Source organism: Catenibacillus scindens, from assembly GCF_014202115.1.
Lineage (GTDB): Bacteria > Bacillota > Clostridia > Lachnospirales > Lachnospiraceae > Catenibacillus > Catenibacillus scindens.
Map to the genome: position 1 here is coordinate 260,764 of NZ_JACHFW010000003.1, position 23,867 is coordinate 284,630.

20 protein-coding genes are annotated in these 23,867 nt (G+C 46.0%); 4 read left to right on the forward strand and 16 right to left on the reverse strand.

The window, feature by feature from the left end:
- The first annotated feature begins 3 nt into the window (after positions 1-3).
- Positions 4-699 carry a TetR/AcrR family transcriptional regulator gene (locus HNP82_RS06140; RefSeq protein ID WP_330599463.1) on the forward strand — a complete coding sequence of 232 codons (696 nt, stop codon included), beginning with the start codon at positions 4-6 and terminating at the stop codon, positions 697-699.
- A gap of 31 nt (positions 700-730) precedes the next feature.
- Here HNP82_RS06140 and HNP82_RS06145 read toward each other — a convergent pair whose 3' ends face one another.
- The 12 genes from HNP82_RS06145 to HNP82_RS06200 all read right to left on the reverse strand — a co-directional run bounded on the left by HNP82_RS06145 (position 731) and on the right by HNP82_RS06200 (position 15,006).
- Positions 731-2,050: an aspartate kinase gene (locus HNP82_RS06145; RefSeq protein ID WP_183772545.1), complete on the reverse strand. Its 1,320-nt coding sequence runs from the start codon at positions 2,048-2,050 to the stop codon at positions 731-733.
- A 215-nt stretch (positions 2,051-2,265) separates the two neighbouring features.
- Entirely contained in the window at positions 2,266-3,252 is a 987-nt protein-coding gene (locus HNP82_RS06150) for an ABC transporter permease (RefSeq protein ID WP_183772547.1), read from the reverse strand.
- Positions 3,252-4,754 carry a sugar ABC transporter ATP-binding protein gene (locus HNP82_RS06155; RefSeq protein ID WP_183772549.1) on the reverse strand — a complete coding sequence of 501 codons (1,503 nt, stop codon included), beginning with the start codon at positions 4,752-4,754 and terminating at the stop codon, positions 3,252-3,254. Before HNP82_RS06155 ends, HNP82_RS06150 begins: the two co-directional genes overlap by 1 nt.
- The gene (locus HNP82_RS06160; RefSeq protein ID WP_183772551.1) at positions 4,754-5,740 is read right to left on the reverse strand and encodes an ABC transporter permease; all 987 of its coding nucleotides are present in this window, start codon (positions 5,738-5,740) and stop codon (positions 4,754-4,756) included. Before HNP82_RS06160 ends, HNP82_RS06155 begins: the two co-directional genes overlap by 1 nt.
- 51 nt (positions 5,741-5,791) lie before the next feature.
- Positions 5,792-7,009, reverse strand: coding sequence for a sugar ABC transporter substrate-binding protein (locus HNP82_RS06165; protein WP_183772553.1), 1,218 nt, complete (start codon positions 7,007-7,009; stop codon positions 5,792-5,794).
- Between the two features lie 20 nt (positions 7,010-7,029).
- Positions 7,030-8,007 carry a sugar phosphate isomerase/epimerase family protein gene (locus tag HNP82_RS06170; RefSeq protein ID WP_183772555.1) on the reverse strand — a complete coding sequence of 326 codons (978 nt, stop codon included), beginning with the start codon at positions 8,005-8,007 and terminating at the stop codon, positions 7,030-7,032.
- Entirely contained in the window at positions 8,004-8,441 is a 438-nt protein-coding gene (locus HNP82_RS06175; protein ID WP_183772557.1) for a C-glycoside deglycosidase beta subunit domain-containing protein, read from the reverse strand. The genes HNP82_RS06170 and HNP82_RS06175 overlap by 4 nt, the downstream gene beginning before the upstream one ends.
- Before the next feature lie 242 nt (positions 8,442-8,683).
- Entirely contained in the window at positions 8,684-11,131 is a 2,448-nt protein-coding gene (locus HNP82_RS06180) for a GH39 family glycosyl hydrolase (protein ID WP_183772559.1), read from the reverse strand.
- A 112-nt stretch (positions 11,132-11,243) separates the two neighbouring features.
- The gene (locus HNP82_RS06185; RefSeq protein WP_183772561.1) at positions 11,244-13,037 is read right to left on the reverse strand and encodes a CocE/NonD family hydrolase; all 1,794 of its coding nucleotides are present in this window, start codon (positions 13,035-13,037) and stop codon (positions 11,244-11,246) included.
- 3 nt (positions 13,038-13,040) lie between these two features.
- Positions 13,041-14,429 carry an FAD-binding protein gene (locus tag HNP82_RS18190; RefSeq protein ID WP_330599471.1) on the reverse strand — a complete coding sequence of 463 codons (1,389 nt, stop codon included), beginning with the start codon at positions 14,427-14,429 and terminating at the stop codon, positions 13,041-13,043.
- The gene (locus tag HNP82_RS18195) at positions 14,416-14,757 is read right to left on the reverse strand and encodes an FAD-dependent oxidoreductase (RefSeq protein ID WP_183772565.1); all 342 of its coding nucleotides are present in this window, start codon (positions 14,755-14,757) and stop codon (positions 14,416-14,418) included. Before HNP82_RS18195 ends, HNP82_RS18190 begins: the two co-directional genes overlap by 14 nt.
- Before the next feature lie 24 nt (positions 14,758-14,781).
- The gene (locus tag HNP82_RS06200) at positions 14,782-15,006 is read right to left on the reverse strand and encodes a 4Fe-4S dicluster domain-containing protein (RefSeq protein ID WP_183772567.1); all 225 of its coding nucleotides are present in this window, start codon (positions 15,004-15,006) and stop codon (positions 14,782-14,784) included.
- Positions 15,007-15,223: 217 nt separating this feature from the next.
- Between HNP82_RS06200 and HNP82_RS06205 the strand changes: the two genes are divergently transcribed.
- Entirely contained in the window at positions 15,224-16,768 is a 1,545-nt protein-coding gene (locus HNP82_RS06205; protein WP_183772569.1) for a PucR family transcriptional regulator, read from the forward strand.
- 11 nt (positions 16,769-16,779) lie between these two features.
- On the opposite strand, the gene HNP82_RS06210 is transcribed toward HNP82_RS06205, so the two are convergent.
- Together HNP82_RS06210 and HNP82_RS06215 are read right to left on the reverse strand one after the other, a co-directional pair.
- Positions 16,780-17,253, reverse strand: a complete 474-nt coding sequence (locus HNP82_RS06210; protein ID WP_183772571.1) for a serine hydrolase — start codon at positions 17,251-17,253, stop codon at positions 16,780-16,782.
- A 19-nt stretch (positions 17,254-17,272) separates the two neighbouring features.
- Positions 17,273-17,758, reverse strand: a complete 486-nt coding sequence (locus tag HNP82_RS06215) for a hypothetical protein (protein ID WP_183772573.1) — start codon at positions 17,756-17,758, stop codon at positions 17,273-17,275.
- A 286-nt stretch (positions 17,759-18,044) separates the two neighbouring features.
- Between HNP82_RS06215 and HNP82_RS06220 the strand changes: the two genes are divergently transcribed.
- Positions 18,045-18,788 (forward strand): hypothetical protein, encoded by a 744-nt coding sequence (locus HNP82_RS06220; protein WP_183772575.1) that lies wholly within the window; start codon positions 18,045-18,047, stop codon positions 18,786-18,788.
- A gap of 205 nt (positions 18,789-18,993) precedes the next feature.
- Here HNP82_RS06220 and HNP82_RS06225 read toward each other — a convergent pair whose 3' ends face one another.
- Positions 18,994-20,886 carry a DUF4214 domain-containing protein gene (locus tag HNP82_RS06225; RefSeq protein WP_183772577.1) on the reverse strand — a complete coding sequence of 631 codons (1,893 nt, stop codon included), beginning with the start codon at positions 20,884-20,886 and terminating at the stop codon, positions 18,994-18,996.
- A 311-nt stretch (positions 20,887-21,197) separates the two neighbouring features.
- Here HNP82_RS06225 and HNP82_RS06230 point away from each other — a divergent pair, with 311 nt between their 5' ends.
- A complete protein-coding gene (locus HNP82_RS06230) occupies positions 21,198-21,422 on the forward strand; it encodes a helix-turn-helix domain-containing protein (RefSeq protein WP_183772579.1) in 225 nt (74 codons plus the stop codon).
- Positions 21,423-22,125: 703 nt separating this feature from the next.
- Here HNP82_RS06230 and HNP82_RS06235 read toward each other — a convergent pair.
- Entirely contained in the window at positions 22,126-23,697 is a 1,572-nt protein-coding gene (locus HNP82_RS06235; RefSeq protein ID WP_183772581.1) for a DUF4214 domain-containing protein, read from the reverse strand.
- Positions 23,698-23,867: the final 170 nt, after the last annotated feature.

The following is a 23,867-nucleotide window of genomic DNA, read 5'->3' on the forward strand; positions in this document are numbered from 1 at the left end:
CCTGTGTCCGATACCAAAAACATCGCCAAAAAAACAACTAAGGCCAGCCAGACGAGAGAACGGATCGTTGGCGCCTATCTGGATCTGATTCCGCAAAAAAAATGGGATAAAATTTCCGTGAAAGATCTCTGCGCTCATTCCGGTATTACCAGGGGAACTTTTTACCAGTATTTTAATGATATTTATGATCTGATGCAGCATATCCAGGACTCTCTGATGCAGGAAATGACCCATATGTACGGTTCCCTTCCCCAGCATCCCCATATTCCTATGAACGCCCAGATCTTTGACGAGAAATTCAACTGTTCTCCTCCGGAACAGCTTTTATGCTGGTTTAAGTTCTGCCAGAAAAACCGCAAAGCTATGGCCGTTCTTCTGGATCCGGAAAACGGAGATTCTTATTTTGTAAAGAAGATAAAGACTCTGCTCCGCGAGCAGATCAATGAAATGATGGATCACGACGGTATGCCCAGAGACAGTCTCCGCGAACATTTTTTAAAAATATTTATTGAACTCCATTTTCTTTCCGTCCGCACATGGCTGAATACCGGGACCGATGATTTTCTCTCTGTGGATGAGATCATTAATCTTCTCAACACCATGCGGGTGGGCGCCAACTATCTCCATTATAAGCGGGCAGTACAGAAAGATTTTGATGTCCAGATCCACCCCACACAGGATAGCAAAAAAGACTCCTGAAAGCTCATGGCTTCAGGAGTCCTTTTGCCTTTTAAAGCTGTGCTGTCACAAAAATATCATAGATAGCCCGGATCGCTGTTTCAAAATCATTGTTTTTCACACCGATAATAATATTCAGCTCACTGGAACCCTGATCAATCATTTTAACATTGACGCGTGCATGGGCCAGAGCGGAAAAGATCCGTCCGGCAGTTCCCCGGGTCGCTTTCATACCACGGCCAACCACAGCGATCAGTGCCAGATCTGCCTCAAGCTCAACAAAATCCGGATCAACCGCTCTGTGGATACCTGCGATCACCTGCTGCTCTTTCTCCACAAATTCCGGCTGATGGACAAAGATTGTCATCGTATCAATGCCGGAAGGCATGTGTTCAAAGGAAATACCGTTCTCCTCAAAAACTTCCAGAACTTTCCGGCCAAAGCCAATCTCTGAGTTCATCATTGCTTTGTCAATATTAATGGCAGCAAACCCTTTCTTTCCTGCAATACCTGTGATAGTGTACCGGGGACGTCTGCATGTACTCTCTACAATAAGTGTTCCCTTCTCCTCCGGCGCGTTTGTATTGCGGATATTAATAGGAATACCGGCCTTTCTCACCGGGAAGATGGCGTCCTCATGGAGTACGGAAGCGCCCATATAGGACAACTCTCGAAGCTCTCTGTAAGTAATCGTGTCAATTACCTCAGGGTTGTTGACAACTCTCGGATCTGCTACAAGGAAACCGGATACGTCCGTCCAGTTCTCATAAAGATCCGCTGTAATGGCTCTGGCAACTAAAGAGCCTGTAATATCTGATCCTCCCCTGGAAAATGTCTTAACTGTCCCATCATCCAGAGCGCCGTAAAATCCCGGAATCACAGCGTATTCACAGCCTTTAAGGCGTTCATAGAGCATTGTATTTGTCTTATCATTATTTAAAGTGCCGTCTTCATTAAAAAAAATCACCTGAGCCGCGTCAATAAACTCAAAATTCAGATAGTTGGCCATGATAATACCATTTAAGTATTCTCCCCGGGACGCAGCATATTCTCTGCCGGCCTTGGCCTCAAAATTCTCCCGGATCTTTTCAAATTCATCCTTTAAGGACAGATTTAATCCCAGGCCCTGGATAATCTCGTTGTATCTTGCCTGTATCTTTTCCAGCATCGGCTTAAAATTCTTGCCGTTTTCAGCAGCCCCGTAGCATTCGTAAAGCATATCTGTGACCTTTGTATCACTGGAAAATCGTTTCCCCGGCGCGCTGGGAACAACATATCTTCGTGAAGAATCCTCATGAATGATCTTCCCAACCTTTTTAAACTGTTCAGCGCTGGCCAGGGAGCTTCCGCCAAATTTTACAACTTTTTTCATTTTGATATTTCCTCCTTATATATGTCTGTCCCCCCAGGCGCCGGCCCGATCACACCTTAACAGATGAACGCGCCGGCACACCGGACACATCTTACTTTAAACGACATATGTCTTTACTGGGTGTACATTTGTCTTTATCAAAAACACGTGATATTACAATACATCTTTTTGAGGAAAATATCAAGTACTTTTTTTCACTTTATTCCGCCATAGGCTTATTTTGCGGTCTCCCCGGCATTTTCTCTCTGGTTATGAGCCGCCTCAACGCCAACGTTGGCAAAATGCTTGCCCAGATAGGCTGTCAGAGCTACCGCCCCCAAAAGCACCAGGCCGCGAACAAGCTGAGTCACCGCCCCGCTTGTGCCGCACAGAACAAGGCCATTTTCAAGCATATTGATTATAACAGCGCCAAAAATCAGTTTATAAACTTTGGAACCTACACCGCCCTGGACAGGAACACCGGCGATAAACAGAGCCATCATTACCTTCATCTCAAATCCGCTTCCAATGGTATTATTGGTTCCGCCGAGACGGGCTACCATATAAATGCCGGCAACGGCCGCCATAAATCCGGATACAGCAAATGCCGCGATCTTAACAGCGTCCACATTGATGCCGGTATGCTGTACGGCCACTTCATTTTCACCGATATCCTTTACATAGACGCCAAAACGTGTATAGTGAAAAATATAGACAATAATAGCCACCATAATAATAACGGAGATAATCTTAAAAGCAAAATTATCTATAAATTTCAAAGAATCGGGCAAATAAAAGGAGGTGTTGCTTAACATCAGGTTGACAACAGCCCTGTAGGCCATCAGCATCGCCAGTGAGGCCATAAAGGAGGACACTTTCCGCTTCGCGTTAATATAGCCAAGGAGGAGCCCCGATGCCAGACCAATAAGCAGGGATACCGGAATCATGAAGAACGGATTTACATTCGTGGACGCCATCAGCCCAAAGCAGCCAACCAGGGCAACGATCACACCGCAGGTAATATCCGTGGACCCCATAGCTGCCACAAACAACATACCAAGGCCGGCGATAATCGTGGGTACAGACTGGTTAAACAAATTCATCAGGTTGGTTGATGTAAAAAGACTGCCTTTTGTTGCGATCCCAAAAATTACAGCAACCAGCACAAAAATTATGACAGGAAGCCACGTGCTAATATTAAAGTTTATTTTCCTCTTTGACATCACAACATCACCTCCATAATCTTATCCTCAGTAAAATCTGTATTTCGGGACAGCATGGCTGCGAATTGATGATTTTTCATGACAAGGATACGGTCCGACATACCCATGGCTTCGGGAAGCTCGTCTGAGATCATGATAATCCCAAGGCCGTCCGCCTTTGCCTTTTTAAGAACACTGTAAATATATGCCTTAACACCGATATCCACGCCGCGGGTGGGACAGTCAAGGATAATATAATCCAGGTCTTTAATAAGCCAGCGGCTCAAATTAACTTTCTGTTTATTTCCGCCGCTTAATCGCCGGACTATATGGCGAAGGCCGGTAGATTTAATTTCAAATGCCTCCGACGCTCTCTGAGCCAGCTTTCTCGCTTTGACAGGACTTAAAAAAGCTCCTTTGCCCGACAGGTCTCTGGCCGAAGGCAGGATCAGATTGTCCCCGATGGATGCGTCCAGCATAAGTCCATTGGCGTCACGGTCTTTGGAGAGATATGCTCCCCGGGTTTTAATAATATCGCCGGGTTTCTGTATCTCCTTATGGCCGGATCCGGCAGTTACTTTACCGCGCCGGCCTTCCTCAAGGCCGAAAATAGCGCTTCCCACCTCATGGATACCCGCATCGGAAAGACCACAGATGGCCAGGATCTCTCCCTTATGCAGATCAAAGGAAATGTTTTCACATTTTCCCGGAACATTAAGGTTTTTCACAGAAAGGATAACCTCTTTCTGATAAGATTCCTCCCAGTCATCACGGTAATAATCGCCGGACACCTCCCGGCCGATCATCAGGCGCTTTAACTCATTCATAGAATATTTTTCAGCCGCCTTGCTCTCTACGATCACACCGTCGCGCAAAACAGCGATCTCATCGCAAATCTCCACCATTTCCTCAAGATCATGAGTTACCATCAATATAGTGCGTCCCAGAGAAATAAATTTTTTGATAAAGGCGTACAAAACTTCACGGTTATCCTGGGACAAGGCCTGGGAAATCTCATCCAGCACAAGAAAATCCGGATCTGTGATCAGGGCACGGGCCAGTTCCATGATCTTTCTCTGCTCAATGGACAGTGTTCCCGCTGCTACGTCCAAAGGGACTTTCGGCAGCCCCCATTTTTCAAAAACGCTTTCAGCATCTCTATTCATCGCCGCCAAATCTACCAGCGGGCCCTTTTTGTATTTATCCATTTTTCCAAGAAACATATTTACAACGCCGCTGAGATTGCCTATAACGCCAAGCTCCTGGACGACCATGGCAACGCCGTGCTTTGCCGCGTCCGCAGGACTGAAGGGATTATACACCTGGCCATTCTTATAAAATTTGCCGCTGTCTTTTTTAAGCATTCCGCAAACCATGGAGGCGAGGGTAGATTTTCCTGAGCCGTTTTCTCCCGCCAGTCCAAGGACAGTGCCTTTGTTCAGAATCAGGTTTACATCCCGGTTTGCCTTTGTAGGGCCAAAGCTTTTACTGACGCCTTCAATTCTTAACATTTCTTCTGCCATTACTTCTGAACCCCCTTATAGTGCAGAGCTGAGAGAATACCGCACAGCATAACCACAACGCCCAGACAAATATCCTGACCTGTACCTGACGGTACGCCAAGGAGTGTTAATACATTGAATAATCCTGCTACAATAAATGCGCCAACCACGCAGCCGATAACGTCATTAAAAATCCTGGAGAATGATCCTGAAATAAGCACAACCGCCAGCGATTTAAAAATACCGCTCAGGCTGCCCATGCCGCTGGTGGGTGTAAAACGCCCGGTATAGCTTAACTGGGTGATGCCCCCGATAGCAATAATCACAGCGCCGATAATCGCGGCCATAATAATCGTTTTTTTCCGGTTGATACCCATGGCCTCGGCAACTTCCCCGCCGCCGCCGATGGCTCTCAGGTTATATCCAAATTGTGTGCGGTTAAAGATAAAATAGGCGATAACCGCCACAACCACAGCTATAATAAAAATTACCAGGAAAGACCCAAAACCGTCGCATTTCTCAAGATAGACAATGGACGTTCCCAGCGTCTCCGAATAGGCGCCCACCAGAATCATTCCCAGGGCCTCAAAGACAAGAGCGCACCCAAGTCCCGCCACCCACGAAGGAATCTTGAGAAACAGGGAACAGGATGTACAGAGCAGTTCTGTGATGACCAGAGTAACAACCGTCCCTATGATCAGCCCCGGATAGCCAAGACCGTAAATCTGAACCGCGATCGCGCCCACATTGGCCGCCAGAATGACCTGGGCCCCCACAGACAGGTCGATCATACCGGTTGTAAAAATGAACATTAAACCGAGTCCAACCATTAACGGATACGTTACCTGGGTCAATATTGTCCGGATATTGTTGGGTCTGAACACTTTTCCACCAGTAAGGAAATTTGCAATGACATAAATAGCCACAATAATTCCGATAACAATAATCTGGTTTCTCAGACGTATTTTCTTCTGGTCGGCGCCGGTTTTCACTGCTTTTGCAGCCATAAAAGGTACCTCCTTTAAATCTCATGGAGTATAAAAGGGCTGTCTGCCGGATTATTGATGGGCAGCCAATCTTTCTTCAAGGGAATAGCTGTTTACAATATTCATAAACTCATCATATGTAATACCGTTCATAGCCCGGATCTCGTCTGCTGAATAAAAGTCTCCGTCAACAAATGTTGCCTGGAAGTCCGCGTACTGATCTGCGGAAACCTCAAACGGCATAATGTTGTCAATCCACACCGGATTGCCGTCCCCATCCTTAATGGGATTGCCGTTAAGATAATTCATCAAAAGAACTGTGGACAGTGTGCCGCTCACCCAGAAGTCGCCGTTGACAAATTCCAGAGGGCCTCCGGCTGCCAACCGCTCAAGGGCTCCGCTGTCCAGGCCGGAAGTCAGGACTTTCGCGTCAAGTCCCTGGTTTTCAATGGCGGTGCAAGCGCCAATACCGTAATCCGAACCTGTTCCATAGACAAAATCCACATCGGGATAGGCGATCAGGGCATTTTCAACATAAATGGGGATATTATCCTGATTGTCAGAATAAACTACTTGCTCTATTGTGCCGCCGCCAGCCTCAAAAGTTTCTCTGAAAGCTTCAATACGTGGGGTATCCGTGGGATCACCCTGGGTTCCTGTGGAAATAATACAGTCTGTATACCCCTGATCCAGGGCATACTGGGCGATCAGCGAGCCATACTCCGCATTGGCAGGGCCTACCGCTCCGGCAAAATATTCATTGGTCATAAGCTGCTCTTTAATGGATTCATCCATAGGCAGCTTATCCGAAAATACAAAGGGTACCTGCGCGTTGGTACAGATATCAATGACGGTCTGGTAAAGATTATCGGCAGGCAGCCATATGATCAATCCATCACAACCGGAAGCGATCATATTTTCAACGTCCTGAACAATCTTATCCACCTGGCCGTCGTCACTGATGGCCTGAACTTCGCTGCCAAAAGCTTCAATGACAAATTCCTGATTATGGGCCAGGGTATCCAGAGCATAGGAACCCTGGGCTAAAATGTTGTATCCGATTTTAAATGTGCCCGTACCAGATCCGCTTCCCCCATCTTCACTGTCCCCAGCGGCGCCCGTCTCATTTTGAACTGCTCCGTCAGTGGACGCCGCCCCGCTGCTCTGGGCGGACGCTGTATCCTGGCTGTCGGATCCGCTCCCGCCGGATGTATCCGCGCCGCAGGCTGCCAGTGAAGACGCCATAAGTACTGCCGCAGTTCCCAATGCCAATAATTTTTTTAACTTCATAATACCTTTCCTCCATTTACTTAATAGTATAAATATTTTTTCATCATCTGCAGATGACGTTTTAACATTTCCATAGAACGCCCTGAATTGTACTCCTCGTACTCCGAAACAATGTAGCCCTCATAATCTGAATCTTTAATTACTTTAAGAATTTCCGGATAAGGAATCGCCGCTTCCTCCAGGTCTTCACTGACATAGTGATATTTTCCGTGCATATGGACACACATAGGCATGATTTTTCTAAGCCCTTCCAGCAGTTTGGAAATATCTTTTCTAAACTGGAGTGTTCCGTAACTGTCACGCAAAAACTCCAGCTCCGGCTTCTTAGCTCCCGCCTCTACAGCTCTTGTCTGAGCTTCCTCCACAGGCACATCTTCGTAGCGCATATCCCTGATCATCTCCATGATCTTTAAATTGCCTCCCGCCGCCAGAGCATTATCCCAGAGCATTTTGTTAGGCTTATTGGCAAAACATCCAAAATCGGGTATAAATCCAAGATATTTTGATCCGCTCTTATCAATGGCCTCGGCAAACTCATCCATAAGAGGCGATCCCGGAAAATCCGGATTGTGGATCTCAATGCCCACCTTCACGTTGTAACTTTCAGCGTAAGGCGCAAGGCGGACAAAATTTTTCGGCCCGATGAGATACTGCTCTCTCATAACTTTACAGCCCATTTTATGGGCGTTTTTAATATCATTAATGGCCGTCTGGATCATTTCGTCATCAGTCATACACCGGTCTCTGTACAGACCCTTGTCCATATTGGCGCCGTAGCATACCGGCTCCATATTGTAATAGCGGCAGATGGCGTCAAACTCCCCTAAAAACTCATCGCTGACATAAGGGTAGGAAGGAACCATCTGGGTGGCCACAATCTCAAATCCCTCGGCACCCAGCTCTTTCGCCTTTCGGATACAGTCCTCCATGGTCATATCCCCTCTGCAATATTCTGTGGAGAAAGAATATAATGTCACTCCCAGCTTTACGTTGCTCATGCTCCGGCACCTCCTTCAAATGCCAGCCGCTTAAAACCGCAGCCATCGTTGGGCATAAATTCATTGGGTGCCATTTCCATATAGGGGGATCGGAAATACATAATAAACTCAATATCATGTCCCCCCGCATCGAATCCTCCCTGTTTATACACCTTCACCGTCGCCGGCTCCGCCACCGGCCAGAATACACTGCCAAGGCGGGGCAGCGCCGCCAGACCATAATCTTTCCCCTTCAGGCCAATGGTTATATCCATCGGATCAATTTCGTGTCCGTCAATCCGCACTCTTAATTCATCAATAGCGGATAAAAAATGGCCTCTGTAATAGCTGAGGCGCACGTCAAACTGACACCCCACCTTCTGACCATTGGCAAAAATATGCCGCAGGGAATGATCGCAGATCACATCTGTAAAATTCAGCCTTAAAGGTATCATCCCATATCTCCTCCTTTTGTTGCCTGCTTTTCCCCGATCCGGGGAAATCTTGTACCGGCTGTCTTTCATTTATTGATGGGTTTATTATATCCGCCATTCCCCGTTGGCGCTTTACCGCTGGTACATCTCTTTTCTGACATCTCATCACTTTTTTCCGATTCCCAAAAACAGGCGCAAAAAAAGATCAGAATTTTAATGTATACTTCTGACCTTTTTTCTCTTTCTGATTTCTGTGCTTTTAATCAGACCTTACAAATCCTGACTAAAGCAAATTCATTCGCTTTAAGCTCCAGATTAAGAACCATCAAATTGTTGTCAACTTTTTCATTCCATATAGCCAGGCGGGGTTCGCAGATCCGCCGGATATATTTCACATCATCCCGCAAAAGTTCCTGGTGAAAACCGATCTCTTTCCAGATATCAAGAATACTTCCGCTGTCTTTATTCACTCTATACATACGGATTACATATTCCCCGCTGTCTATGTGATCCAACCCGATTTCCAGATGTAAAGGGTTATGCTCTTTAAAGCAATCCTCCACATTCTCCTTTTCAAGCATTCCCTCATCTGTCATATAATAATACTGCCCCATCTCTTTCATGTTATGGCAGACCATGTGATAGCTGCCTTTCCGGTCGGTAGTCATCCAAAAATGGCCGCCTTTTTTTACAGTATATTTCAGAAGGTGATTTAAAAAATCCACAGCAAAGGCTGATGGCTTTAATATGCTGTCTTTATTCAGCAGACCGGCTCCCCCGTAGAGAAGCTGTCCGGAATCATAGTGCTGGGAGACGCGGTCCGTCCCCGTAAAATATCCGAGCATATCCACACTTTCACAGACGTCAATAACATTTTTTATCACATAGGCTCCCTGAAAACAGGTATCATTGATATAGTTTCTGTCAGAAACGGTAAGGTTCCACTCGGTAATATAAAGCTGTATATCATCAAAATCCGCCTGTTTCAGCTCATTTTTTAACTGAAGGACGCTGTGGAGCAAATACCGGCTGTCACAATTCCGGTATCCGAATAAATCTTTCCCATCAGGATCCGCTTCATAGGCATAATTCATGGCCGAGATAAAATCCGGCCGGGGCGCCTGGCTGCGCCATTCTTTCCATATATTTCTTGAACGCAGCCGCGGGTCCTTGATCGCCTCAGGAAAAACACCGCACCCGCCCACTTCCATCTGAGGAACATACTTTTTTACAATGCCGTAAATACTCCGGAAAATATGAAAATAGCCGTCAAAAGGCTCCATACCTTCAATGGTATAACCGCCGAACCACACTTCCATTTTCCACGACGCCATATCTTCTGAGCCGTAGCGCTTCACCAGATGGCGCATGAGGGCGTCCATCACCCTCTGAAAATGCCCGATATTTTTAAAAACAATGGGATTTTTCTCGTAGACGATGGCTGTATACATATTTTGATTAATGCGGCGTATCTTCTCCTCCATGTCAAAAAAAGGCTTGATACCCTGTTCTGAAAGGAAATCCAGCACCTGATCCAGCTTGGAAAAATTGTAGACATTCTCATCGCCGCTGGCGTCAATAAGCATCTCCTTTGAAAAAATACTCCAAAAACGCACATATTCATAATTTAAGGCCTGTTTCAGTAAGATCACATGCTCCTGTATCTCACTTTTCAGCAGATCTGCCGCGGAACCAATATTGATCACCTGATTCCAGATCTGTCTTTGAGACGCCGATACACGGACGTCAAATTGGCAGCATTCTTCTTCCATCTGTTTTTTCTCTGGTTCTTTAGAGCCATCTCTGTGAAGATATTCGGCGAGCTGCCGCGTCATCTTCTGATCGAGTCCCTCTCTGAGATGTTCCTCCTCCCCGCTGCCGGCGGCTGCGTCCCGCTCTGCTTTCTGGCGGACGGACGAGGGCGTCTCACCGTAAGTCTCTTTAAAGGCCCTGTTAAACACCGATACGCTGGAAAATCCCACGTCATAAGCAATTTTTGTCACCGGACGGCCGGTGTATAAAAGGGCTTCCATGGCATGTTCTAAACGAACCTTGCGCACATAATCCGAGAACCGCATATGGAAATTTTCTTTAAAATATCTGGACAGATATCCCTCAGATAAATACATATATTGGGCCAGCGATTCAAAACTGATATCCTGATTATAGTTTTTTTCAATATAACGTGTAATCTTATAAAGTCTCTGTTCATTTTTTTCCCGCTTCGACAGGGCGTTTTCCGGTATGCCTGTCATAAAATGTACGGTTAAAAGATGCATAAGCTCATAAAAACAGGACATATATGCATAGCTCACCCGATTGGAGTGTTCCCGCACGTTCAGGTCGCTGATAAGCAGTTTTTTCAAAACACGGCGCAGTTCATCGTAATTCTTCATATCGTTCATTGCGGAATTGCACAGAAACCGGTGATAGACTTCATTTACGCCGGACACAGCTTCAATTCCCGGAATGCGGAAACGGGCAAACAGGACGTCCTCAGAAGCGCGAAAACGGTACCGTTCATTGGCATTGACCACGATCACATCTTCATTTTTCAATGTAAACGGCTTTTCGTAAATTTCGATACTCATCTCCCCGCGAAGAATATAGATCAGTTCCGCCTCCGGAGAAAAAGTCTCCTCCTGATTCTGTATATCCAAAATTTCCGGCAGCATTTTCTCTTTCATCTGTTCCAAATGATCATCCCCCATTCTCCTGCAGTCATATAATCCCTTTTTCACTATAGTGTAAGCAAAGCCGTCCCGGACTGTCAAGAAAAAACAGATCGGGACGGCTCTGAGCCAATATCGTTTCTATGAAATTTTACTGAGCTTCCTTTGGGATTACCGGAAGCAAAATATGGGACGGATGCTGGCCGTCTCTGTATATTTTATGAAGCACCGTGGCATTGCGGCAAATGTGATAGGGGATATATTCTGTGTTTGTCACGCAGCAGGTTCCCGTAGGCAGATCCAGGCAGGAGATTTCCACACAGATCCTGTGTCCGGCCTTAAACGTGTGGCACACGGACATAACCTCCACCTGATATTCGTTAATCTCCCCGGGAACAACCATTTTCTGGGCCTCTTTGGTCAGTTTATGCCACGGTTTATATGGCAGGGAGCGCTCCTCGTCCAGAGCCCGCATCGACGCCTTTAACATGCCTTTCGTCAGATATTTCTCCGGCAGGCTTCCAATCTCCTGTTCTCCTTCCCGCCCGGTCCGGTCGGATGTGTCCGGTCCCAGATCTTTGAGGGTGATAAACCAGTTGGTATCCTCGCTGTCCAAAGATGCGTAAAATGTCATAGATATAGGCCCTGCGATCATCAGGTCATCGCTGAGGGGGTCGGTCATATACCGCAATTTCGCGATTTTATTAGTCAGCGTAGGCGGCATCTGAACAAAGCTGTCCGGCTCCGGGGCGCCATCCCAGGAATCCGGGTCAATAGGCCGTGTGCGCAGCCGTTCCCATGTATCCAGATAAAAAGGCGTCCACACCGTTCCGGGAATGGGCCAGTCCTCAGCATAGTGCCAGCGGTTTTCCCCTGTCACCCAGTAGCGCACCGGAGGTTCATCCATAACCCCGGTGTCAATCCCTTTAAGCCAGTAATCGTACCATTTAAGCATTTCCTGGTGCATATCCAGGGAATGATAGGGGCGTTCCTGGTGGGCCGGCCCTGTAAGCAGAAGCTTTTTGGGTACATCGTGCAGCTCCTTCCACCAGTGCTGCGCCCCCTGCCAGTGGAAATGATAATCAATGGCATACTGGCCGGAGCCGGTATATACGGGAATCTTAATACTGTCGATTTTATACCGAGCCATCGGCCCGTACTCCTCCGGCCGGTCATAAGGGTAAAGTAAGAAGGGGAATGTCATTCCAAGGGGATTATTCTGGCCTTTTTGCGTCAGCAGGTTGTAAAAATTTTTATACATGCGGTAGTCGGGATTTTTCATGGCCGCTTCCCACAATTCTTCCATATTCTCGGAGAGCGTTGGCGGCGCCGTCCGCTCCATGTGATCCACACTCATATGATCCAGATGATAAAAAAGTGTATTCAGCACGCCGCCCAGATTCATTTCCCTGAAAAAACCGTAGCACCATCCCGGATCCTGGGGAAAAATCGCTTTCAGGTGGGGCGGCTGAGCGGCTGCCGCCATGAGCTGGTTTGCCCCGAAATTAGACAGGCCGCTCATGCCGATATTTCCATCGCACCAGTCCTGCTTTGCCATCCACTCAATCAGGTCATAGTGATCCCACATGGCGTCCATAGGCGTTCCTTCCCCGGATTTTCCCGCGCCCCTGGCCTGGGCGATCACATGGGCATAGCCTCTGGATGTAAAAAACCGGGTATCCCCGCTTTCAATATTTCCAAACCAGAAGTGGGACCATGAGGGCTGGGCCGGCATGGAACCGCTGTATTCAGGATCCAGCAGATCTTTATTGTGCTGGCCAAAGGACAGCAGGGCAGGGAACGCCCCATCAGCGTCCGGGAGATAAATATCCACACACAATTCCTGGCCGTCCCGCATTTTGACATAGACGTCTTTCATCTGGCGCATTCCGTGGTAAATGGCCGGAGCATTGTACTCTTCAAAGGGTTTCCACTTTTTTTCCATCTGTCAGCCCTCCATTTCCTGAGGCTTAAACTTATAGCGTTCCATAGGTATATCTTCTGTTGAAATAACAACCTTTCCGTCCACATTGTCCGCAATGGTCCATTTAAGCCAGTTTTTATTATCAATTTCCGGATAATCCTCCCGGTAATGAAAACCTCTGGATTCTTTCCGCACCAGAGCGCTCCTGAGCATCAGTTCCGCCACAAGGGCCATAGCTTTTGTCTCGTTGCACACCATAAGCTCATGGTAGTCACCGGCTTTCATTTTGGGAAGGTCGGCCTTAACAGCCTCGATTTTTTCAATGGCCCTGGTCAGAGACGCTTCACTTCTGCGGATACATACGTCAAAGGGACAGATCGCTTCCTGTATCCGCTCAATCAGGTCGTAGGCCGAAATGCCTGAGGGCTGATTCAAGCAGGCAAAAGCGTCTTTCTTCTTTTCCAGGACGTCCGCCGCGTCAGGTTCTCCCAGGCGCCCTTTATTTTTTGCATATTCCGCCGCTTTGGCGCCCCCGATATAACCGGTGGTAATGCCAAAGGTCAGGCCGCTTCCTCTCTGTCCACCAGGCTGAGGGATCGCCCCAAAGGCGCCGGAACCATTACAGCAGTCCACGCCTACAACATAAAGTCCGTCCACCGTTGTCTTAAAATCCAGATCTACCCGAACAGGCCCGGCATTTCCGTGAAGGCCGGTCTTCACCGTAGGTTTTTCCCCAAGATCCACATATTCATGTTCCCTGGCGCCGCTGCGGGCCATCCATTTTAACTTATCCGGGAAAAACCGGGTCATTCCCATAAGCTCGCCGCCGCTCTGTCCAATGACCTTCCACTCCTCAGGCATTTTTGAGAAGTCAATATACAGCGGGCCGTTGCCCTCCCGGTATTCTTTTTCCATGCCAAGAATCATTTCGATACATACATCCGGCGCCGGCCATTTCACATATTTATCCCAGACATTTTCACCTTTCTGATTGTACACAATAGTCTGGGTTCCATAAATGGATTCCCCAAGAACATCGCTGATGATTTCCACAAAATTGCCGTACTCGGCGTTGCGCATCTGGGCGCCGGCGTCCCATGCCAGCTTTACGCCCTCGCCCCGGCCGTTAAACATGCGGACCGTCCGGAAGCCGCAGGCTGCGCAGGAAGAGATGACCGCCTTTGCCCGGAATATGTAAAATGTGCCGTCCATAATGCTGTAGCCCACGGCGCCGCACACTTTATCCCCGTCTTTTATGAGAGAGGTAATCTGGACATTATTCTGAATCTTTATGCCGTTTTTCTCCGCGGTCTTTCTCAGTGTCTCTGTACAGTTTAACTCAATCCCTGAATTATACCAGGGGCCGCAGGGATTGGGGAAATAGCCGATCTCTCCGTTTTCATCGGTGGTGATCTTTACCCCCCCAGTCCATCACTTTGTGATGGGCCTCGTAGTTGACGCTGGCAAGCTGTGTCTGAGCTTCCTGATCGGTCAGATAGACGCCAAGGTTTTTAACAAGGTATTCCACATATTCATCAATATCTGAATCCTTTTTCAGCGTCAGCACGCCGTTGCCCGCCCGGGAAGGCATACCTGCAAAACCTACGTTGGCCTTATCTGCAATAAGCACGTCCACGCCCTGTTCCCGTGCCCTTAAAGCGGCCACAAGCCCGCCAATTCCTCCGCCGATCACAAGGACATCTGTCGTTATAATTTTCCCGATATTTTCTAATTTTTCCATAGTCCAACTGCCTTTCTCCAATAACTAAAATGAATGTGGGATTTTTACAGGAATGTGGGGTTTTACATAAATGGCGTTTACCGGACATTGCTCCTCGCAGATGAGACACCACTCACACTCCTCCAAATACTTCGCCTCCGGTCTTTTCGTTTCCGGATTCATGCGCAAAACGTCAGTAAAGCAGGACTTCACGCATCTGCCGCAGCCAATACACCCATTACTGATCACAATCTCGTCAACACGGGCCATACCTTTTTCCTCCTTCCAGGATCAGGGGTTTTATTGATCCTTTTTTAAAATTGTTATTATTTTAACATATTTAAAGAACCATGTCCTGGTCACCGGCGCACATTTCTTTTGCCCAAATTCGACAAAATCGCACATAGCCACAGCGCCCGGGTGTGTTACAATAACATCAGGTATTTACAGATTTTATACGTGAAGAATAGGGGGAAAGACATTAAATATGAAGAAGTTAAAAGAATGGTTCGAGAAAAAGGAAGTTTGTCATTTTCCAAAGTCAATGCCGCCTGTCATTGCCTCTGTTTCATCTATTGAAACACTGTCTGAGGCCAGGCAGCCCCAGGTGCTTTATATTCTGAAAAAACCTCTGCTGCGCGCCTGCAAAGATGATGTTCCCAAAAACAGGATCTTCTTTCTCACTGCCACTGATCTGACCCAGAATGAATTGGAAGATCTTGCCGGCAAAATGCAGAATCACTTTTTTTATTCAGCCGGAGCTTCCGATCCGGATACCCTTGTCCGGGATCTGATCCAGGCTTTTGATTATGACCAGCTTTTGTCCGCCTTTACAGGCACGCTGTCCGAGGCTTTTTTTGGCGGGGCCTCCATCCAGGAATTGACCGAGCTTTCTCTGTCTGTCATCAAAAACCCTGTTTTTGTATTTGACGCAGCCTTTAAGCTCATAGCGGCAGCGCCCTATTTTGAAAGCCTCGACGCTCACAGCCGCCAGATTATTGACGAGGGCGGGTTTACTGATTATGATTTTGACTTTGTCAACCACTATCTCTATGAGCGAAAGCCTCTCCATGAGCAGGTCAAAAAAAGTTCTCTCCCGGTTCTGGCTACCGATGAGAAACTTGGCCGCCAGCGGCTGATCTTATGTTTTGACACAGACAGAGATGTGGGCCACCTTGTCATCAGCGACTTTTACAAACCCATCGAATCTATAGACTATGATTACCTGGTCATTTTGAGAAACTTTATATATGAGAAATTCCAACAGTCTGAATTTAATAAAAACACCTCCGGCTTTCCCTATGAATTTTTTTTAAGCGACCTCCTTGACAAAAAAGTCAGCGCTTCCACGGCGCTCCAAAGCCGCTTTGCCTATGTCAGCCGGGAGTTCTCCCGAACTTTATACTGCATTGTCATCGAAACTGCCCGTAGTTTCCACACCATTAATATCCACCGGGTGAGAAATGAGATGGAATCCCTGTTTCCCTCATTAAAAACATTGCTGTATCAGGGACAGATCATAGGTATCCTCTCAAACAAAGAGGATCAATGGCTGGGTCCCGCCGACTATGGCAAACTCAGGCGCTTTTGCGAAACTCAGGGGCTGTTCTGCGGAATAAGCAATATCTTTGACTCGATTTTCGATCTGTCCGACTATTATAAACAGGCCCTTCGCGCCATTGAGCTGGGCGTCTGCCATTTTTCCGATCCCGGCCTGTATATTTATGAAGACTTTTTTATGGATCATATCCATTACCTGATCAGGCAGGGAGAATCTGCCCAGGTTTTGTGTTCCCCATGGCTGAAGAGGCTCATCCGCTACGACAAAAAACATGAGACTGAGCTTGCCCATACACTTTTTATCTATCTCCAATGTGAGCGCAACACTACGTCCACAGCCGCGCAGCTCTTCGTCCATCGGAATACGCTGATCAACCGGCTGAAAAAAATAGCCTCCCTTGTGCCCTATGAAGATATGACCGCCAAAGAAAGGCTATATTATATTATTTCCTATGGATTGATGCTTCAGTGACAGAATGTTTTTTACATATTCAAATACTCATATACTGCCTGAGAAATCGTCTGAATTGTTTCCACCGCCTGCGAGCTGACGGACCATTCTGCGGACATGACACATAAAATATAGTCTGTCTCCTCACCAAAAATAATCGCCGCATCATGCTGTGATTCCTCTGTCTCACCGGTTTTATTAGCCACTTCAACACCTTCCGGCAGCCCCGCCGGTATTTTGGTCACGGTTTGCTGCCCTAAAAGCAATTCCAGCATTTCCTCCGAAGCTTCCTGGGAAATACAGGTGCCTTCATAAATCTTTTCCAGAATTGCTCCACAGTCCTCCACCGAAGTGTGATTCTGAATATCTGAAATAGATTCCGATTCCGTAGCCGATGGACTTAATGTATGATATATTCGGGTATCTGTATATCCGGCAGTTTCCAGATAGTCATTAAGAATATGGCATCCATCGCTGAAACTCTGGTCAGCGCTTTCCAGACGCACCAGCTCGTTATAAGATTCATTATCCGACTGTCCGCTGATTATTCATGGATAATATATCGTCTGTGCCAAGATCCTTCACATAAACACTCCATACGCCGTCAATCTCGGCTAAAATTTCTTCAATTTCCTGCTCAAGTTCCAAAAGAGCCTCTGACGTTTCCACCTCGCTGCCATCCTGTCCGTCACTCTCAGAGCTAACCGAAGCTGCCCCTTCAGCAATACTTCCATCTGTGAAAATTTCCATGTTTCCGCTTTCCGACAGTATATCCGAACTGCTGTCAGACATACCTTCTGCCGCCGATTCTGTGGACTCAGACGCCATGGTGTCTACTGCCATATCCTTTTGGCCGGACAGGCTATTCCCTGCATAAACACCAATACCTATGGCTGCGCACAGCGCGGCCCCGCAAGCGGCGGCAATCTTTATCCGCCTCCGCTTTCTGGCCGCTCTTGCGCGCTTCTGAGCTTCTATTCTGCGTTCCCTGTATCTTCTGTGTTCATCCATTGCTTTCTCCTCATAAATTCCTGTATAATAAGCTGATATAACATTCTTACATTGACTATAGTAAACGCAAAAGCTTAAAGGGACTTAAAAGGATCAAAATAAAAATTATTCAAAACCTATGACGTTTTTCTTACATATTGTTCCATTGTCTTCCATATAAAAAAATTTGTGCTATACTCAGATGAAGATGAAGAAACGCTTTTTCTCCATCCCCAGTCCACCAAAAATCACATACTCTGCCGTCTCACTTTAAATAAGGGCGGCCATTGGGAAAGGAGCAATATTTATGTTCAAAAATAAAACACTGTTTGCATTGTTTCTTGGCACAACTCTTCTTTTATCTGCCTGTTCTTCCGGACAGGCTCCATCCGAAAATAATTCCGCCCCGCCAGAAACAACTATTTCTACAGACGCACAAACGGAGAGTTCGCCCACGTCATCCTCAGATACTGCCGAGACTCCACCAGTTAGTGAAACAGCCAGTGAATCTGAACCTGTTGAGGGGGCAGGTTCCAGTTCGCCTCAGATTCAGGAATCTGAGTCAACATCTCCTCAATCTCAGGAATCCATATCGTCAGAGGCGGCTCAAACGACCGGAACTTTATATATCGGCAGCGGAGAAAGTTTCAGCGAATATCCTTTTACAGCAGAAAAAACGCCCGACAACCTTATTCATGCTATATCTGATCTTACTGGATGGGATCTGTCCCTGGCCGATTCTGTGACCGACGGAAAGGGTGGGATGACAGTCTGCTTTACAAAAGATTGTTCGATTTTCACCGGACCCCCGGTCCAGCAGCATCAGGACTTTTTTGCATACGATAACATTACTCTGACTCAGATGATTCTTGACAGTATTACCAAAACACTCCAGGAAAATTATGTGGACCGGGATCTTGGCGGCGATCCATCCACTCTTAATATTTATTTCTGCGTCATGGAAGATGGCAATCTGACCAGCATCACATTGCCGGACGGGGGAATAACTATACCTATGGATCAGCCATACCAGGGGCTAACGATTGAGTAAGGCCACAGCGCCAAACAAGCCTCATACTTCAGAGGTGAAGAAGTATGAGGCTTGTTTATTTTACCAGAAATACTGCCGCCGTCAGATGTTGAATTTGCCCATTTGTCGGGCAGCTCATATCATATACTTTGATTATAACTCTTCCGGAGATTATTTTTAGTCTATCAATTTCACTTTCCGAATAACCCCTACAGCTATGCTGCTGTTACTGAATACCATACCCTGCACAGATCTCCCTAAATTCCGGAGAATCCGCAAATCCGTCAAAGACATGCTCTCTGCTCTGTCCTGATTCAAGTACGCCGATCCACGCGCCCAAGCCTTCGGGATCCGCTTCCCTATCCATGAATACGCGGTATAAAGTCTTTACATATTCTTCGTTGGACAGATTTTTCGCCTTAAACTCGTTGGAAAATACAAATCCGTAGGCCGCCTGTTTGGCCGTGTTGGCTCCTGTGAGAATCTGATTGCACCATGCGTTAATGCCGTTGGTGTCCGCCTTGCGTCCAAGGCACAGCTCGTAGCACCGGGCCACAAATTTTGTCACCCCTTCGTTTTGATCCATAGGCGCTGTCAGCACCGCATTGCCGCGGATAATGCCGTAATTATTGCAAATATTCGTAAACTCGTCAGATTCGGCAAAACCTTTAAACACATGCATTCTTGAAAGTCCGCTATCCAGCACATCAAGCCATGCACTCAGACCCGCCGTATCCGCCTCTCTGCCAAGGAATGCCCGGTAAAGAATCTTGATATATTCTTCATCACTTAAATTTCTGGCCTTAAATTCATCGCTATCCACAAAGCCCTGGGCCACCTTCGCGCCGCTTTCCTGGCCGCTTAAAAGGACGTCCGCCCACTGGTCCAATCCGGTCTGGTCAGCCGACCGCTGAAGAATGTTCTCATAAAGCCTCTGAGCAAAGGCTTTAACCTGGACCTCACGCTCTGGCGTTACCTGGGGGACTTCCGGCTGAGAAGTTTCCGGCGGCTGCTGCGCGTCTGGTGTTGTCTCCTCCGAACCAGCGTTGTCAATATCATAGAGAGCATAACTCCACGTAAATAAATTATCTGCATCCCCTGGTAAAATAAGTACTGTACCCTGATCTGGAACAACATACTCGATCATTGTATCCGATACGGTTGTTATTTCTCCTTTGCCTGGGACAAAGTTTGTGCTTCTAAAGAGAGCTGCACGGGGAACGGATGGAATATTAGAAAGCTGTTCCCAGACATTTGTGGCATTATCCGCCTGAATTTCAAGGACTGTTCCCGGTGTAAAGCTTCCATAGTTTCCACCAATGTTATTGAGATAGGCTTCATTTTCAAAAGATGTTACCTGCCCTTCACTTACAGGCACACCATCAGCAGAAATAATTTTTCCGCCGCCGACCATAACTTCACAGCTATCATTATGGTCCCACTGAACAGCAGACACTTTATATGGGTAAACCCCGGAATAACTGTCCATCATTTCCTGAGTCACTTCCAGAGTAAAGGTATCCCCATTCTCCCCCGGAAAGTATTGAACCAAACTGCCAATGGAACCTTCTCCGCCAGCCGTAAAAAGGAACCAACGATAAGAAGCCCCGGCCGTTGGCTCAGTGACCTTAAAAGTCAGTGTGCTTCCCACACCTGCAGATGAACTAAAATAAGTGCCGTTTTCTCCATATACGTCCACATCGCCGGTATAGCTGACAATATTGCATGGTGTATAATCATAAATCCATTCCGCATTGATCGGAATCTTTCCCAAAAGATCCTCTGCAGTATATTGGGCGGATAATAGTACACTTTTTCCTGCCATATTTTTTGTAATAGTCAGCGTTGTCTCCCTTGCATACTGGTTTTCCAGACTGGAAGAATCCTGTACCGGATCCTCATAGACACTATTCACCACAAGAGCAGTCCACTTAAAAAACATCTGTGTCTGTTCCTGACCTCCATATTGTGATTCATAGGAAGGATCTGCCTGAAGGGTAAAGGTGGTGCCTACTGGAAATTCCTTATTATTATAATCCTGAGGGCCACTCACCGGATTCCCGTTAATAGCAGTGACACGACAATAGTTGTCATTACCACTCCAATTTATTTTTGCCATATTGTCTCCTATTGGATCATTTGGCGAAGCTGCCCATGTCTGTGTCCCGCCAAAAATCATGACAAAAGACAAGAACAGGCAAAGATACGTTTTCAGTTTCTTCATCTTCAATTCCCTCTTTCTGCTTTAAGCATTATTTTTATCTGGAGGCCGCCAACTGCGGTCAAACTCCCAGTTTTTTCACAAAAATTTAACTCAATATGACTTAAAATTATCATAAGTCACTGTGACTTAAAAATCAATATCAATTTGAGCTTTACTGTAAACTAAGGACAGTTTATCCACCATTTTAAAATCCGAGGTGAGTTTATTTGAATTATGCAGATAGAATCAGATCTTTAAGACAGGATAATGATTTAACTCAGAAACAAGTTGCCGATATGCTGGGCGTTGCTCAAACAACTTATTCCCAATACGAACTGGAAAAAAGGCCGCTTCCCATTGAATACTTAATAGCTCTTTGTAAATACTATAATGTTTCTGCAGATTACATGCTGGGATTCTCTAACATAAGAAAACCTCTTCACAAAACATAACCTGCTTTACATCCGTTCTGTTTCACGTATTCTTCATTTTTTCCTTTAATTACGCAAATGCATATCAATACAGATGTATATACGTTTTTTATTTCTTAAACTTCAACTTCCCCAATAACGGATTCTCATAGTTGTCCTTGCAGCGCTCATTTAATAGATTCGCAGGAGTATGCGAAAATAGCCGACATTATAAAAAATAATGCTTTAATATTCGGAGTAAGTCACATTTTTATTAAAAACAAAAATGCTTCAAACCCGCATAAATACTGGATTTGAAGCACTCCATAAGAAAGGCGCAGACCGGATTTGAACTTTTAGACACTTCTCAAACCCGCATAGAAAGGAGGTTTGCGCCATCTCTGATCTTTTTGTACAAGATTTGTACAACTTTTTTATTCCAAACAAATACATACTAAAACCACGCCGAATCATTTCAAGACAGTTGTTTCTTAATCCCCAATACCATTTCACCATAATGCCTGTGGAGCCGGAAAAAAACCAGGAGACGCCAAACAGCAAATAAAATACAAGCAGTCTAATAACCTGTTAAGTGCCGGGAGATCATGGCAGAAATGGAGATCAGCCAGGCAACGTATTTCAGATATAAGCGTATATCAAAAAATAATTATTGATATATCAATTCGTGAGACGCCCTCATTAAAAATCCCCGGCAGTCTGTGTTTACAAACTGTCGAGGATTTATCTATCTATTTAATAATCCGTAACCGGCACAGATTTCCTGAAATTCCGGGGAATCCGCAAAACCATTAAATACATGTTCACGACTCTGACCACTCTTAAGTACATTTACCCAAGCATTAAGTCCGCCAGCATCGCCCTCTCTATCCATAAATACCCTGTAAAGAACCTTAACATACTCAGTATCAGACAGGTTCTTAGCTTTAAACTCATTAGAGAACACAAACCCATAAGCTGCCTGTTTAGGAGTATTAGCACCTGTCAAGATCTGATTGCACCAAGCATTAAGACCATCAGCATCAGCCTTGCGACCAAGGCATAACTCATAACACCTAGCTACAAACTTAGTAACACCCTCGTTCTGATCCATAGGAGCCGTTAATACCGCATTCCCCCTCTGAATACCATACTGCTGGCAGATCTTAGTAAACTCATCCGATTCAGCAAAACCCTTAAATACATGCATCCTGGAAAGACCACTGTCCAGAACAGCTAACCAACTGTTAAGTCCGTTAGTGTCAGCTTCGCGACCAAGGAAAGTTCTATAAAGAATCTTAATATATTCTGTGTCGGAAAGGGTTCTGGATTTAAACTCATTACTCTCAACAAACCCCTGAGCTACCTTAACCCCCTGCTCACGACCTGACTTAAGAACCTCCGTCCATGATACAAGGCCACTATCATCAGCCTCACGCTGTAACAGGTTCGTATAAAGACGATTAACAAACTCAGCCACCGAATCAATGTAAACATATTCATAATGGCCTTCCTCCGGGGATACAAGAACTTCTTCGTCATAAGCTGGTTTAGTCTCTACCCAGACCTTCTCAATATGAGATACCTCAGGGGTTACTAACTGCTGCTCATAGACGGCTTCTTTATCTACTACCCATACGTCTTCCATATGAGATTCTTCTGGGGATACTAATACTGTTTCATCCCAAGCTGGTTTGGTTTCTACCCATACAGGTTCTGTCCAGTAACCTTCTGCATCATGGTGTATGCTTCCGGTCTGAACCTGATGAACCTCGTCACGCCACTGACCGGAAGCATTATCTGGATCTGCAAGGAGGTGGTTTCCTGCATGTTCTATTCTATCATCTGCAGACATTTCTGTCAGGTCCATTCCGCAATCTACACAAATTTGTCTAATCTGCTCTTCATAGATAGGCTCATCCCAAGCAGGCTTTGTCTCTACCCATTCTTTTTCCGTCCAATAACCTTCTGCCTCGTGATGTACTGTATCATACACAGCTTCTTTATCAATCACCTTTTGCTGCTCCCAATGACCCTCTTCTGGACTTACAAGTACATCTTCATAAACAGCTTCTTTATCAACTACTTTTTCATCTTTGTAATAACCTTCTGCATCGTGATGTACTGTTTTGTACACAGCCTCCTTATCAACTACCCACTGTTTCTGTCTTAGCGCATCCGCAGTACTTGAAGCGTTTAGATTCTCAAATGATACATTTTCGTTTATCACTGTATTTTCAGCGGCCATCGCTGGTATTCCATTGATTCCCATAATTAATGATGTGGTAATTAAAGTTATCGCCAATTTCTTCAACTTCATTTCATATTCTCCCCCTTTGCATAATTTATAACTAGTATAGCTTACTTTCTTTTGCGTTTCAATATAAGACGCAAATACGCTATAAAATAACAAAAATACGGCCAAATAGTCTTATTTCATATTATTATATCCTCTATCTTTTATTTTGTCTATAGAGAGGAATAAAAGAG